This is a genomic window from Falsiroseomonas sp. (assembly GCF_051860665.1).
GTDB lineage: Bacteria > Pseudomonadota > Alphaproteobacteria > Acetobacterales > Acetobacteraceae > Falsiroseomonas.
Genome location: NZ_JBHYDM010000018.1, coordinates 26,217 through 39,469 on the forward strand (window position 1 = coordinate 26,217; position 13,253 = coordinate 39,469).

Below are 13,253 nucleotides of genomic sequence, written 5' to 3' on the forward strand. Positions count from 1 at the left end.
GGGCGGCTTATCGCGGACCCCTCACTCGGTCTTGGACGCCTGGCGGCCGCCGCCCGACACTGCGCCAGCTTTGACGGGGATACGGCATGGGCTGGCGCATCGGCGTGGATATCGGCGGCACCTTCATCGATTTCTGCGCGCTGGATGAGACGACCCGGCAGATGCACACGCTGAAGGTCCTCACCACGCCGGATGAGCCGGGGCGCGAGGTGATGGAAGGCATCGCGCTGCTGCAGCAGCGGCACGGCATGGACCCCGCCGAGGTGACCAGCTTCGTGCACGGCACCACCGTCGGCATCAATACCGTCATCCAGCGCAAGGGCGCGGAGCTGGCGCTGATCACCAATGCCGGCTTCGAGGATGTCATCGAGTTGGCGCGGCTGCGCATGCCGGAGATGTACAGCCTGTTCTGCGCGCGGCCGGAGCAGCTGATCCCGCGCGACCGCATCTTCGGCGTCGCCGGCCGCATCCTGGCCGATGGCAGCGAGGCGGAGCCACTGGACGAACAGGCGGTGGCCGAGGCGCTGGACCTGGCGCGGGCGCGGGGCGCGCGGGGCGTCATCATCGCCTTCCTGCACGCCTACCGGAACCAGGCACAGGAACAGGCGGCCAAGGCGGTGGTGCAGCGCCTGGCGCCGGACCTCTTCGTCTTCTGCGCCGCCGAGATCTGGCCGGTGATCCGGGAATACGAACGCACCACCACGGCGATCCTCAACGGCTATGTCTTCCCGCGCGTCGATGGCTACCTGCATTCGCTGGAACAGGCGCTGCGCGGCCGCGGTGTGACGGCGCCGCCGATGATCACCAAGTCCAATGGCGGCATGATGAACATCGCCATGGGGCGCAGCTCCTGCGTCTCCATGCTGCTGTCGGGCACCGCCTCCGGCGTCATGGGCGCCTCCTTCCTGACGCGGCAGGCGGGGGTGCCGCATGCGCTGACGCTGGATATCGGCGGCACCAGCGCAGATGTCGCACTCATCATCGACGGCAAGGCCCAGTTCGGCACCGGCGAGCTGATCGGCGAATTCCCGCTCTATGTGCCCAGCGTCTCCGTCACCTCGATCGGCGATGGTGGCGGTTCCATCGCCACGGTCGATGGCTTCGGCATGCTGAAGGTGGGCCCGGAAAGCGCCGGCTCGACGCCCGGCCCGGCCTGCTATGGGCGCGGCGGCGACCGCGCGACCATCACCGACGCCATGGCGGTCTGCGGCTTCCTCGGCCATGCGCCGCTGGCCTATCGCTCCGTCAGCATGGATCGCGGGCGGGCGGAAGCGGTGGTCGGCGAGCTGGCACGGAAGCTGGGGCGCGGCCTGCATGAGACGGCGGAAGCCATCATCATGGTCTCCATCTCCTCCATGTTCGCGGAGGTGAACAAGCTGGTGGCGCGCTACGGTGTCGATCTCGGCGATTTCACGCTGGTGCCCTTCGGCGGCGCCGGCCCGATGATGGGCTGCCTGCTGGCGCGGGAACTCGGCATCCGCCACGTGATGGTCCCGCGCCGCCCTGGCGTGGTCAGCGCGCTCGGCGGGCTGGTCGCGGAGGTGAAGAACGACTTCATCCGCACCATGTTCATCGAGGTGCGGCCGGAGGGGCTGGGGGCGATGCAGGCCGCGCTGGCGGCGCTGCGCGCGGAGGCCGAGCGCTGGCTGCGCCGTGACCAGAATTTCACGGGTGTCGCTGCGCTGCAGGTCTCCGCGGATATGCGCTACCGGGGCCAGTCCTTCGAGATCGAGACGGTGCTGGAGGAAGCCTGGATCGAGGACGGCGACCTGGACGCCATCCGCGCCGCCTTCCATGCCCGCCACACCGCCATCTACGCCTTCGCCGACGAGGCCGCGCCCGTGCAGCTGGTCAATCTGCGCCTGGTCATCGCCGGCGCGACGGAGCCGCCCGATTTCGCGGTGCAGGCGCAAGCCTCCGGCACGCCGCGGCCCGAACGGCTGGTCGATGTCTGGCACGATGGCGCGATGCACCGCATGCCGCTCTTCCTGCGGGAGAACCTGCGGCACGGGCACGAATTCGCCGGCCCCGCCGTGGTGGCGCAGGAGGACAGCACGGTCTGCATCCCTGCGGGCTACGCCGGTACCGTCGATGCCCATGGCAACCTGCACCTGACGGCGGAGGGCTGAGCACGATGGACAAGGTCACGCTGCAGGTCTTCGCCAACCACGCGCGCGCGGCGGCGGAGAACATGGCCTATACGCTGTACCGCACGGCGCATTCCACCTTCGTCAAGGAGACGGAGGACTTCACCATCCAGATCCTCGACCCCGCCGGCCAGGTCAGCGCCGTGCCGATGGACCTCGGCGCCACCTGGTATGTCGGGCTGAACTACGGCCCCGCCATCGGCATGATCCCCGACTACAGGCCGGGCGATATCGGCGCCACCAACGATCCCTATAGCGGCTTCCTGGCGACCCATGCGCCGGACCTGCACATGTGGAAGCCGATCTTCTGGGAGGATGAGATCGTCGCCTTCGCCAGCGGCCATATCCACAACACCGATATGGGCGGCGCCGTCCCGGCCAGCCTCTCGCGCACCCTGACAGAGATCCACCAGGAAGGCGTGCGCATCCCGCCGCTCAAGATGTACCGCGAAGGCGTGCTGAACGAGGAGGCACTGCGCATCATGCTCCTCAACGTCCGCAAGCCGGAGCAGAACCTGGGCGACCTCAAGGCCTTCGTCGGCGCGCTCAATACAGGGGAGCGCAAGGTGCTGGCCATGCTGCGCAAATTCGGGCTGGAGGGCTTCCGTGCCGGCCAGGCCGGGCTTCTGGACTATGCCGAGCACCAGGCGCGGGAGATCCTGCGATCCATCCCCGATGGCGACTACTTCTTCTGCGACTACACGGATGAGGATTCGGCCGGCGGCAATCCCTGCCGGCTGGCGCTGACGCTGCGCATCGAGGGTGACAGTGCGACGCTGGACTTCACCGGCACGGACCCGCAGCTGACCTCCGCGTTGAACGTGCCGACGGGCGGCGCGGCGCGGCACACGCTGCTGCTGGTGGGCGTCTACTACGTGCTCTACACGCTCAATCCGCAGATCCTGCTGAATGCGGGGCTGGTGCGGCCCTTCACCTGCATCGCGCCGGAGGGCACGGTGCTGAACCCGACCTTCCCGGCCGCGGTCGGCATGCGGTCGCTGACCTGCGCGCGGCTGCGCTCACTGATCTTCGGCGCCTTCAGCCTGGCGATTCCGGACCGCATGCCGGCGGCGCCCGCCGGCACCAGCTCCATCATGAATGTCCGCACCGTGGACAACCGCACGCGGGAGACGGTGCTGGCGGCGATCAACCCGGTGGTCGGCGGCGCCGGCGGGATGCCGCATCGCGACGGCACCAATGGATCCGGCGCCGATGGCGCCTATCTCAAGAACACGCCGATCGAGATCACGGAGACCGAGGTCCCGATCCAGTTCCTGCGCTACGGGCTGATGCCGGATTCCGGCGGGGCCGGTGAGCATCGCGGCGGCCTCGCCTCGGTGCTGGAATTCAAGGTCTTCTCGCCCAATACGCATATCACCGCGCGCAACCGCGACCGCTGCCGCTTCCGTCCCTGGGGCACGCTCGGCGGGCATAGCGGCAAGCCATCCGACTTCATGCTCAATCCGGGCACGGCTCGCGTGAAGCCGCTGGGCAATACGGACATCACCAGCATGGATCCGGGCGATGTGCTGCATATCCATTCGCCCGGCGGCGGCGGCCGCGGCAGCCCGCTGAAGCGCGACGCGGCGCTGGTGCTGCAGGATGTGCGGCGCGGCTATGTTTCTGTCGAGGCCGCGGCCACCGACTACGGGGTGATCATCCGCGACGGCGTGGTGGACGAAAGCGCGACAGCAGCGCGGCGGGCGGCGCTGCGCGCGACGGAAACCGGCCGCCACTTCTTCTTCGGCCCCGAACGCGATACCTTCGAACAGCTCTGGAGCCGCGACGTCTATGCCGCCATGACGGATGTCATCGCCAGCCTGCCGGTGCATTGGCGCTTCTTCATGAAGTCTCGGCTGTTTGAGATGGTGCCGGCCATCGCACGGGAGACCACCGGCTGCCCTGTGACGGAGGCCGTGACGCGCCTGCGCCGGCGCTACCCGGAGATGTTCCCCGCGGGCTGATCGCCGGGTAGACATCGGCGCGGCCACGACGCCGGAAAGGTCTTCGCATGAAATACGTCCAGCTCGGCCGCAGTGGCCTGACCGTCTCCGCCATCTGCCTCGGCGGCAATTCCTGGGGCGCGGCGGGTCGCCGCGGCTGGGCGCCGATCGACCAGGAGGGCGCGCGCCCCTTCTTCCGCGCGGCGCTCGAGGCCGGGATCAATTTCTTCGACACCGCGAACGTCTACAATGCCGGCGAGAGCGAGCGGATCATCGGCGCCACCCTGCTGAAGGAGGTGCCGCGCGAGGAGGTCGTCATATCCACCAAGGTCGGCATCCCCACGAGTCCGAAGCCCAATGCCGGCGGCGTCGGGCGCAAGCACCTGGTGGCCGCGGTGGAGGCCTCGCTGAAGCGCCTGGAGACGGACCATATCGACCTGCTGCAGCTGCACCGCCTGGATGCGGTGACGCCGGTGGAGGAGACGATGGCGGCGCTGAACGACCTCGTCCGCGCGGGCAAGGTGCTCTACATCGGCGGCTCCACCATGCCGGCCTGGCGCTTCGCGCAGATGTGCACCCTGGCGGCGGAGCGCGGCTGGGCGCGGCCGGTGGCGATGCAGAACCTCTACAACCTGGTGCAGCGGGAGGAGGAGCGGGAGATGATCCCGCTCTGCCTCGACCAGGGCGTCGGCCTGGTGCCCTATTCCCCGCTCGCCCGCGGCTTTCTCGGCGGCAACCGGACGCGCGAAGGCGCGGCGACCCAGCGGGCGCGCACCGATCATCTCGCGGAAGGCCTTTACCGGGAGAGCGACTTCGCCGTGCTGGATGCGGTGCTGGACATCGCGCGGGCGCGCGGCGTGAAGCCGATGCAGGTGTCGCTGGCCTGGCTGATGGGCAAGGCGGTGATGGCGGCGCCTGTCGTCGGTGTCAGCGACCCCGCCCAGATCGCCGATGCGGCGGCCGCCACGCAGCTCGACCTGACGGCGGAGGAGGTGGCGCGGCTGGAAGCGCCCTACGTCAGCCGCATCCTCTGAGGAAGCTCTGCAGATACCGGCCCAGCGAAGGGCTGAGATAGCCGCCCTCCTGCACCAGAAGGGTGGGGCAGCCCAGGGCTGCGATCCTCGCTGCGGCCTCGGCGAAGCCTGCCTCGGTGATCCGAAAGGTCGCCACGGGGTCGTGCTCTGCGGCATCGAAGCCCAGCGCGATGACGAGCGCCCCCGGCGCGAAGTTGCGGAGACGGGCCAGAGCGCTGTCGATGGCCGCGAGCCAGGGCGCATCGGTCGTGCCGCGCGGCAGCGGCTGGTTGTCGTTGCATCCCCGCGCGGCCTCGCCGCCCACCTCATCGGCATGGCCGGCATAGAGCGGCGCGCCGGCATTGGGATCGACATGCACGGAGCAGGTCATGACGTCCGCACGGTCCCAGAAGATCGACTGCGTGCCATTGCCGTGGTGCACGTCGATGTCGAGGATGCCGATGCGGCCGAAGCGGCTGGTGAGAAGCTGCGCGGCGATGGCCGTGTTGTTGAGGTAGCAGCCGCCGCTCATCAGGTCGGCATAGGCGTGGTGTCCGGGCGGCCGGCACATCGCATAGACGGGCGCCTCGGCGGCGGTCAGGCGTTGCGCCCCGTGGATGGCGACCTGCGCGCTGGCGAAGACCGAGGTCCAGGTCTCGGCGGCGATCGGGCAGGTCGTGGAATTGCTGTACCAGCCGAGTTCGCCGATCAGGTCGGTGGGCCTGCGATGCATGCGGTGCGTGGGATGGACGCTCGGCACCGCGACGGGGCCGAAGTCCGGCCGCTGCATCCAGCGCGCATGCACGCCCTTCAGGAAGTCGACATAGGCGGGATCGTGCACGGCGGTGATCGCCTCCAGCCCCGCGATCGGCGCCTGCACGACCTCATGTCCCGCGCGCGTCACCGCATCCAGGAAGATGCGGTAGCGCTCGGCCCGGTCGAAATGCGGGATGAACCTGCCGGTGCGGAAGACGCTTTCGACGTCGTGCCTGGCCTGGTCCGGGTGATGGATGACGAGCATCTGGAACTTCCCTGATGGACGATCATGCCAGGTGATACGCCGCGGGCCGCCGACTGCCCATTGCTTCGGCCAGGCCGATCGCGGTCTTCGGTATAAGACGCGCTTATGAAGGCAGGCGCGGATTGTCTTGGCATATCGCGCGCCTGCAGATGAGGATCGCTTCCGGAGCGCAGAATACGCGGCATTACCCTCGCGAATTTCGGTGGTTCCCGACAGGTCCCCGCCCGGAAGAAGCGGAACCTGGACGGCCAGCCCGATACAGGATGGAGTAGGCCATGGGGTTCACGACGAAATCCCGCTTGCCGCTGCGCGCAGCCATCGCCCTGCTGGGACTGGGCCTTGGCTTTCCGGCGGCGCAAGCGACCGATCTGCGCATCGGCACCACCGGCACGCCGACGCTCGATCCGCACTTCATGCTGATCGACACCAACATCGCCTATAACCAGCATATCTATGGCGCGCTGATCGACCAGGATGCGCAGGGCCGGCTGCACCCCGACCTGGCCCTGTCCTGGCAGCCGGAAGGCGAGAATGCCTGGCGCTTCAGGCTTCGCCCCGGCGTGACCTTCCATGACGGCACGCCCTTCACCGCCGATGACGTGGTCTTCAGCCTGCAGCGCGTGCCGAATATCCCGAACAACCCGGCGCCCTATACGGGCGCGCTGCTCGGCGTGACCGAAATCCGCAAGGTCGATGATCTTACCGTGGATCTGGTGACCGATGGCTTCGTGCCGATGCTGCCCAACCAGATCGCCAAGCTGTCGATCCTCTCCCGGCGTGCCGCAGAAGGGCGGGGCACGGAGGAATTCAACCAGGGGCGCGCCGCCATCGGAACCGGCCCCTACCGCCTGGTGCGGCTGCAGGGCCGCGACCGGCTGCTGCTGCAGCGCAACGACAGCTATTGGGGCGAGAAGCCCGCCTGGAATGCGGTGGAATTCCGCGTGCTGCCGAATGACGCCGCGCGCAGCGCCGCGCTGCTGGCGGGCGATGTGGACCTCATCGAATTCGTACCGCTGCACGATGCGGCAAGGCTGGCCTCGACGCCGGGCATCACGCTCCACAGCGGCAGCTCCTCCCGCGTCATGTTCCTCGGCGTTAACCTCGATCCGCGCGTCGCGATGGTGGAGGGGCGCAGTCCGCTGACCGATCCGCGCGTGCGCCAGGCCATCTCGCTGGCCGCCAACCGGGAAGGCATGATCCGGAGCCTGCTGCTCGGCTATGGCCAGGCCGCCAGCCAGATCGGCATTCCCAGCATGAACGGCTACGTCGAGCGCCCCGCCGACCGCTTCGCCCCTGACGAGGCGCGGCGCCTGCTGGCGGAGGCCGGCTACCCCAACGGCTTCTCCACCGCGCTGCTCTGCACCAACGACCGCTACGTGGCCGATGCGCAGGTCTGCCAGGCCTTGGGCCAGATGCTGGCGCGCATCGGCATCCGCGCGGATGTGCAGGCCGTGCCGGCGAATGTCTATTTCGGACGCGTCCGCGCCGGCAGCAATCCCGCGCCACTTTTCCTCGGTGCCTGGAGCAACAACCAGGGCGATGCCGGCTATACGCTGAACAACCTCTTCCACAGCCTGGATCGCGGCCGGCGGCTCGGCGCCAGCAACCGATCCGGCTATTCCGACGCGGAGACGGACCGCGACATCCAGGCGGCGCTGAATGCGCGCGACCCGGCGCGGCGCCTGGCGCTGCTGCAATCCGCCAACCGCCGTGCCACGGAGGCACGTGTGCTGATCCCCTTCTTCACCGCCCCGGTCCTCGTAGCCTCCAAGTCGAGCATTCGCTACGAGGTCGGCGACAGCGGCAGTTCCGAGATGACCTCCGCGATGCGGGCCTTCCCGCGGTGAGCGCCCTGGCAAGGCACCTCCGCGTCAGCGCGGCATCGCTCGGCCTGGTCGCTCTCTTCGCCATGCCGGCCGTGGCGCAGACGACGCTGACCATGGGCATCAGCGCCGCTCCCGGCTCGGTGGACCCGCATTTCAACCAGGGCACCTCCACGCAGACCCTGACCTACCATGTCTTTGAGGCGCTGACGGATCGCCGCCCGGATTCCACCCTGGCGCCGAGCCTTGCGCTGAGCTGGAGGCCGGTGGCGGAGACAGTCTGGGAATTCAAGCTGCGTCCGGGCGTGCGCTTCTCCAACGGCCAGCCCTTCACGGCGGAGGACGTGGCCTTCACCGTCGGGCGCGTGCCGAACGTGCCCAATGCGACCTCCAGCTATGCCGGCCAGGTGCGCTCGATCAGCCGGGTGGAGGTGGTCGATCCGCTGACTGTCCATTTCCACACGGATGGCCCCGCGCCGACCCTGCCGATGGACCTTTCGGTGGTCGCCATCGTCTCCCGCCAGGTCGGCGAGGGTGCGACGACGGATGACTACAATGCGCTGCGCGCCGCAATCGGCACGGGGTCTTTCATCCTGCGCAGCTACGCGCCGGGGACGGAAGCGGAGCTGGTGCGCAACGAGGGCTGGTGGGGGGCGCGGCCGGATTGGGACCGCGTCGTGTTCCGCTACATCCCCAATGCCGGCGCACGGTCAGCAGCGCTGCTTTCGGGCGGGGTGGACCTGATCGACCTGCCCTCGCCGAACGACCTGCCGCGTTTCCGCAGCGATCCCAATACGGCCGTGCATTCGGCGCAGGGGTTGCGGCTGGTCTACCTGGCACCGAACCAATCGGCGGAGGTGGCACCGCATGTCACGGATAATGAGGGACGGCCGCTGGCGACCAATCCGCTGAAGGACCGGCGCGTCCGGCAGGCCCTGTCCATCGCCATCCATCGCCAGGCGCTGGCGGAGCGGATCATGCAGGGCACCGCGGTGCCCAACTACCAGTTCATGCCGCCGGGGGCCTATTCCTACAATCCGGCGATCGCCGTGCCGCAGCCGGACCCGGTGGCGGCCCGGCGACTGCTGGCCGAGGCCGGCTATCCCGACGGCTTCCGCATGGTGCTGCACGTCGCCGGCAATGCGCGGCCGACCGATCCCGTCTCGGCCCAGGCCATCGCGCAGATGTGGACGCGCATCGGCGTGCAGACCACGGTGGAGGTCCTGCCGCTTGCCGCCTACGGCCCGCGGGCCGCGCGCATGGAGTTTCCCATCACGATGTGGGGCTGGGCGAGTTCGGGTCAGGCCGGGCATCCGCTGATCAATGTGGTCAGCACCTTCGATCGCGACCGCTCGACGGGCAGCTTCAACCGGTCCGGCTATTCCAATGCCGCGCTGGATGCGCTGATTGCCCGCGCCCTCACGACGCTCGACGATGGCGCGCGGGAGGCGCAGTTGCGGCAGGCCGTGGCCATGGCGGTGGAGGATGCCGCGGTCATTCCGCTCTACCAGCTCACCAATTTCTGGGCGACGCGCCGGGGCATCACCTACGAGGCCAGCGGCTACGACTATACGCGCGCCGTGCTGGCGCGCCGCAATACCGGGGCGCGCTGATGACCAGGGTCTTCACCTCCAGCCCGCCCGGCGTTCGCGCGGGCGAAAGCTACGAGCAGGCCTCCCGCGCCGGCGACTTCATCTTCCTCTCCGGCCAGGTCGCAAAGGATGAGAACGGCCATTGGGTCGGCGGCGATGCCGCCAACCAGGCGCGTCAGATCTGGCGCAACATCGACCGCGTCCTGGCGCATATGGGCGCGACGAAGGACGACATCGCCAAGGTCACGACGATCCTGACGAATGCCGCGGACCGGGAGGCCGTGACGGCCGTGCGCCTGGACTACCTCGGCGATCATCGCCCGCCGCATACCGGCCTCTATGTGCCGGTGCTCGGCCGGCCGCAGATCACGATGGAAGTCGAGGTCATCGCCTATGCGCCGCAGGCGAAAGCGCCCTCCCCATGATCCCCGTCTATGACCGGCGGAAGCTCTATCTCGACGACAAGGCCGCCATCGATGCCGCGGTGGCGCGCGTGCTGGCCAGCGGGCGCTATGACTGGGGCGACGAGGTTCCGGCCTTCGAGGGCGAACTGGCGGCCTGGCTCGGCGCCGGGCATTTCGTGGCCACCGGCTCTGGCACCGCGGCGCTGAAGGCGGCGTTCCGCGCGCTCCGCATCGGGCCGGGCGCGGAGGTGATCACCGTCGCCAATACCGACATGGCGAACAGCACCGCCATCCATTCGGTCGGCGCCAGGGTGGTGTGGGTGGATATCGATCCGCTGACGCGCTGCATGGACCCGGCGGCCTGCGCGGCCGCCATCACGCCGCGGACCGCCGCCATCCTGCCGGTCGACATGTATGGCCAGCCCTGCGACATCCGGGCCTTCAGCAAGCTGGCCGACCGGCACGGGCTGGCGCTGATCGAGGATGCCTGCCTGGCATTGGGCGCGGAGATCGAGGGCCAGCGCCTCGGCCGCTTCGCGGATATCACCTGCTTCAGCTTCTCCTCCGGCAAGCATCTCGGCGCCATGGGCAATGCCGGCGGCTGCGCCACGCAGGATGCCGAGGTCGCGCGCCGTCTGCGCCTGGTCTCGGGTGACGGGCAGGACCGCGCCCGGCACCGCATGCAGCCGCGTCCGCTGGCCCTGCATCATGAGGAGGAGAGCCAGAACGACCGCATGGACGAGATCCAGGCCGCGGTGCTGCGGGCCAAGCTGCCGTCACTGGACCGGACGCTGGCGCAACGGCGCGCGCAGGCCGCGCGCTATTCGCAGGCGCTTGCGGGCCTGGTGCAGGTGCCGGCGGAACAGCCGGGCCTGCGCCACGCCTGGCGCAACTACGTCATCGAGACGCCGGAGCGGGAGGCGCTGGCGCGGCACCTGACCGCCGCGGGCGTGCAGTGCAACGCACTCTACAGCCCGCCGATGCATCTTCAGCCGGTCTATGCCGGGCTCGGCGTCACGCGCGGGCAATTGCCGAAGACGGAGGCCTCGGCAGACCGGCTGCTGGGCCTGCCGATCGGACCGCACCTGCAGATGGCGGATATCGATGGGGTGACGGCCGCCATGTGCCGGTGGAAGCGCACGGATTGACCGCCTCCGCGTGGTGATGGGCGCGGCCGCGGCGCAGCCTGTCGCCCATCACTGCCAGGGCGTGCGCTGCCAGATCCCCTGGTAGCGCGCGAGCTGCGCCGGCATCTGCGCCTCCCACTCCGCGCCGCGCAGGAAGGCCATGGCGAGTTCCAGCTGGCGGACCTTCTCGGCCCATTCCGGCGTGGCGATCACCTTCGCGATCGCATCCTCCAGCCGCTTCGCGATCTCGTCCGGGATGCCAAGCGGCGCACCCAGCCCGCGCTCACTCGTCATCTGCACGTCGAAACCCTCCTCGCGGAAGGTCGGCACGTCCGGCATCAGCTCCCAGCGATGCTCTCCCATGCCGGCGATGGCGCGGAGCAGCGGATTCTCCTGCCCCAGCATGCCGATCTCGCCGAGGTTGAGGCCCGCGATATCGATCTGCTTGCCGAGCACGGCATTCCGCACCGGTCCGGCGCCGGCGAAGGGCGCGTGGATGAATTCTGCCCCCGACGCCGCCTCGAACAGCGTCAGGCCCAGATGGTCGTCGGTGCCGATGCCGGAGGAGCCGACGCTGATGGTGCCCGGGCGTCGCTTCGCGGCCTCGACCACGTCCTTCAGCGTGCGAAAGGGTGAATCGCGATGCACGACGAAGGCGCTCGGATCATCGACCAGGCGCGCGATCAGCCGGATCTGCGCGCGGTCGTAGCGGACCCGTCGCTGCACGCCGAGCGAGAGATAGCCGGGCGTGTTGATGGTGCCGAGCGTGTAGCCATCCGGCCGGGCGGCCTGCAGCGCGACATAGGCGGTCTCCCCGCCGGCGCCGGGCCGGTTGGAGACGACGAAACTGGCGCCCGGCAGCTCCGCCGGCAGGAACTGCGCGAGGGCCCGGACCATGACATCCGTCCCGCCGCCCGGCGCGAAGCCGACCACGACCTCGATCGGCCGGCCGGCCGGCCAGGCGGGCTGCGCCAGCGCGGGCGCCGCCAGGGAAGCGAGGCCGGCGGCGAGAATGCCGCGGCGCGTGGGGGCGGTGTGGGTGCTCATGGTTTCCTCTCCATTGGAACGTCTTCAGGATTGCGGGCAGGCGGTGGCGCAGGCGCCCCATCCGCAGGGCGCGTCGCGCGTCATCCCTTCAGGCTGCCACGCGCAGGCCGCCCGGGATCACCACGGCGCCCGGCAGGGCCGGCAGTCGCCCTGCCAGCACCGCGACGATGCTCTCGGCGGCGCCCGTGGACATGCCGACGGCGCCGAGCGGCGTATTGGCCGCCAGATGCGGCGTGGGCAGGATGCGCGGATGGCCGCGCAGCGGGCTCGCGCCGTCCAGCGGCTCCTGCGCGAAGACATCGATGCCGGCCCAGGCGATGTGGCCGGAGTCCAGCGCGGCCAGCAGCGCCGCCTCCTCCACGATGCCGCCGCGGGCGGTATGCACCAGGATGGCGCCGCGCGGCAGCGCCGCCAGTTCCGCCGCGCCGATCATCCCGCGCGTCGACGCATCCAGCGGGCAGTGCAGCGACAGCACCTCGGAGCGTGCGAGCAGCGTTGCAAGGTCGGCGACGCGCTCCCCGGGCCCCGGCAGCGGGCCCGCGGGCAGCAGCGGGTCATAGGCGGCGATCCGCATGCCGAAGGCCTCCGCCAGGCGCGCGACCTTGGAGCCGATCGCGCCATAGCCCACCAGGCCGAGCGAGACCCCCGCCACGTCGCGGGTCATGCGGGAGGTCTTCTCCCACAGGCCCTCGCGCATGCCCTGCGCGACCGCGGGCAGGTCCTTCAGCAGGGACAGCATCAGCGCCATCGCATGTTCCGCGACCGAGCGGGAATTGGCGCCGGCGGCTCGGGTCACGGTCAGCCCGCGCGCCTCGGCGGCCGGCAGGTCGATGCCGTCCACGCCGGCGCCGTGGCGCGCGATGACGCGCAGCTTGGGCGCCGCCGCATCCATGACCGTGCCGTTGATGATCCCCTGCCGGTGCAACAGCGCGACCGGGCGGTGCGCGGCGATGGCGGCCAGCAGTTCGGCCTCGGACGGATAGCCGGATGTGCAGGGCACGGCGTAGCCGGCGGATTCGAGGAGGGCGACCGCCTCCGGGGCGAGCTTCGCGGCCGTGACGAGGACCGCGGGCCTGGTGGCTTCGGGCTGGGGCATGCAGGACACTTTCGGAACGGGGCGGGGCGCGCGGTCAGAC

The 13,253-nt window shown here is 69.8% G+C and carries 10 protein-coding genes; 7 read left to right on the top strand and 3 right to left on the bottom strand.

What is annotated here, in order from left to right; translation table 11 throughout:
- The first annotated feature begins 86 nt into the window (after nt 1–86).
- The 3 genes from ACTIF1_RS17420 to ACTIF1_RS17430 are packed head-to-tail and all read left to right on the top strand — an operon-like array spanning nt 87 to nt 5,124.
- Nucleotides 87–2,129: a hydantoinase/oxoprolinase family protein gene (locus ACTIF1_RS17420; protein ID WP_439597720.1), complete on the top strand. Its 2,043-nt coding sequence runs from the start codon at nt 87–89 to the stop codon at nt 2,127–2,129.
- Nucleotides 2,130–2,134: 5 nt separating this feature from the next.
- Nucleotides 2,135–4,111, top strand: coding sequence for a hydantoinase B/oxoprolinase family protein (locus tag ACTIF1_RS17425; RefSeq protein WP_439597721.1), 1,977 nt, complete (start codon nt 2,135–2,137; stop codon nt 4,109–4,111).
- Nucleotides 4,112–4,158: 47 nt separating this feature from the next.
- Complete coding sequence (locus ACTIF1_RS17430; RefSeq protein ID WP_439597722.1) at nt 4,159–5,124, top strand: aldo/keto reductase; 966 nt, start codon at nt 4,159–4,161, stop codon at nt 5,122–5,124.
- Here ACTIF1_RS17430 and ACTIF1_RS17435 read toward each other — a convergent pair.
- On the bottom strand, nt 5,108–6,124 hold the full coding sequence (locus tag ACTIF1_RS17435; RefSeq protein ID WP_439597723.1) for a histone deacetylase family protein: 1,017 nt from the start codon (nt 6,122–6,124) through the stop codon (nt 5,108–5,110). The genes ACTIF1_RS17430 and ACTIF1_RS17435 overlap by 17 nt on opposite strands.
- Nucleotides 6,125–6,399: 275 nt before the next feature.
- Between ACTIF1_RS17435 and ACTIF1_RS17440 the strand changes: the two genes are divergently transcribed.
- From ACTIF1_RS17440 to ACTIF1_RS17455, 4 genes are read left to right on the top strand one after another with little or no spacing between them, the layout of a single operon-like run.
- Nucleotides 6,400–7,971 carry an ABC transporter substrate-binding protein gene (locus ACTIF1_RS17440; RefSeq protein WP_439597724.1) on the top strand — a complete coding sequence of 524 codons (1,572 nt, stop codon included), beginning with the start codon at nt 6,400–6,402 and terminating at the stop codon, nt 7,969–7,971.
- Nucleotides 7,968–9,560 carry an ABC transporter substrate-binding protein gene (locus ACTIF1_RS17445; protein ID WP_439597725.1) on the top strand — a complete coding sequence of 531 codons (1,593 nt, stop codon included), beginning with the start codon at nt 7,968–7,970 and terminating at the stop codon, nt 9,558–9,560. The genes ACTIF1_RS17440 and ACTIF1_RS17445 overlap by 4 nt, the downstream gene beginning before the upstream one ends.
- Nucleotides 9,560–9,964: a RidA family protein gene (locus ACTIF1_RS17450; protein ID WP_439597726.1), complete on the top strand. Its 405-nt coding sequence runs from the start codon at nt 9,560–9,562 to the stop codon at nt 9,962–9,964. Before ACTIF1_RS17445 ends, ACTIF1_RS17450 begins: the two co-directional genes overlap by 1 nt.
- Complete coding sequence (locus ACTIF1_RS17455) at nt 9,961–11,091, top strand: DegT/DnrJ/EryC1/StrS family aminotransferase (protein WP_439597727.1); 1,131 nt, start codon at nt 9,961–9,963, stop codon at nt 11,089–11,091. Before ACTIF1_RS17450 ends, ACTIF1_RS17455 begins: the two co-directional genes overlap by 4 nt.
- A gap of 48 nt (nt 11,092–11,139) precedes the next feature.
- Here the strand turns inward: ACTIF1_RS17455 and ACTIF1_RS17460 are convergent, their stop codons facing one another.
- Together ACTIF1_RS17460 and ACTIF1_RS17465 are read right to left on the bottom strand one after the other, a co-directional pair.
- The gene (locus ACTIF1_RS17460) at nt 11,140–12,117 is read right to left on the bottom strand and encodes a tripartite tricarboxylate transporter substrate binding protein (RefSeq protein ID WP_439597728.1); all 978 of its coding nucleotides are present in this window, start codon (nt 12,115–12,117) and stop codon (nt 11,140–11,142) included.
- Nucleotides 12,118–12,205: 88 nt separating this feature from the next.
- A complete protein-coding gene (locus tag ACTIF1_RS17465) occupies nt 12,206–13,213 on the bottom strand; it encodes a hydroxyacid dehydrogenase (RefSeq protein WP_439597729.1) in 1,008 nt (335 codons plus the stop codon).
- Nucleotides 13,214–13,253: the final 40 nt, after the last annotated feature.

What these genes read in the sequence shown, in the direction of transcription:
- ACTIF1_RS17420 (WP_439597720.1), top strand. Translation starts at nt 87, where the DNA reads ATGGGCTGGCGCATCGGCGTGGATATCGGCGGCACCTTCATCGATTTC.
- ACTIF1_RS17425 (WP_439597721.1), top strand. Translation starts at nt 2,135, where the DNA reads ATGGACAAGGTCACGCTGCAGGTCTTCGCCAACCACGCGCGCGCGGCG.
- ACTIF1_RS17430 (WP_439597722.1), top strand. Translation starts at nt 4,159, where the DNA reads ATGAAATACGTCCAGCTCGGCCGCAGTGGCCTGACCGTCTCCGCCATC.
- ACTIF1_RS17435 (WP_439597723.1), bottom strand. Translation starts at nt 6,124, where the DNA reads ATGCTCGTCATCCATCACCCGGACCAGGCCAGGCACGACGTCGAAAGC.
- ACTIF1_RS17440 (WP_439597724.1), top strand. Translation starts at nt 6,400, where the DNA reads ATGGGGTTCACGACGAAATCCCGCTTGCCGCTGCGCGCAGCCATCGCC.
- ACTIF1_RS17450 (WP_439597726.1), top strand. Translation starts at nt 9,560, where the DNA reads ATGACCAGGGTCTTCACCTCCAGCCCGCCCGGCGTTCGCGCGGGCGAA.
- ACTIF1_RS17455 (WP_439597727.1), top strand. Translation starts at nt 9,961, where the DNA reads ATGATCCCCGTCTATGACCGGCGGAAGCTCTATCTCGACGACAAGGCC.
- ACTIF1_RS17460 (WP_439597728.1), bottom strand. Translation starts at nt 12,117, where the DNA reads ATGAGCACCCACACCGCCCCCACGCGCCGCGGCATTCTCGCCGCCGGC.
- ACTIF1_RS17465 (WP_439597729.1), bottom strand. Translation starts at nt 13,213, where the DNA reads ATGCCCCAGCCCGAAGCCACCAGGCCCGCGGTCCTCGTCACGGCCGCG.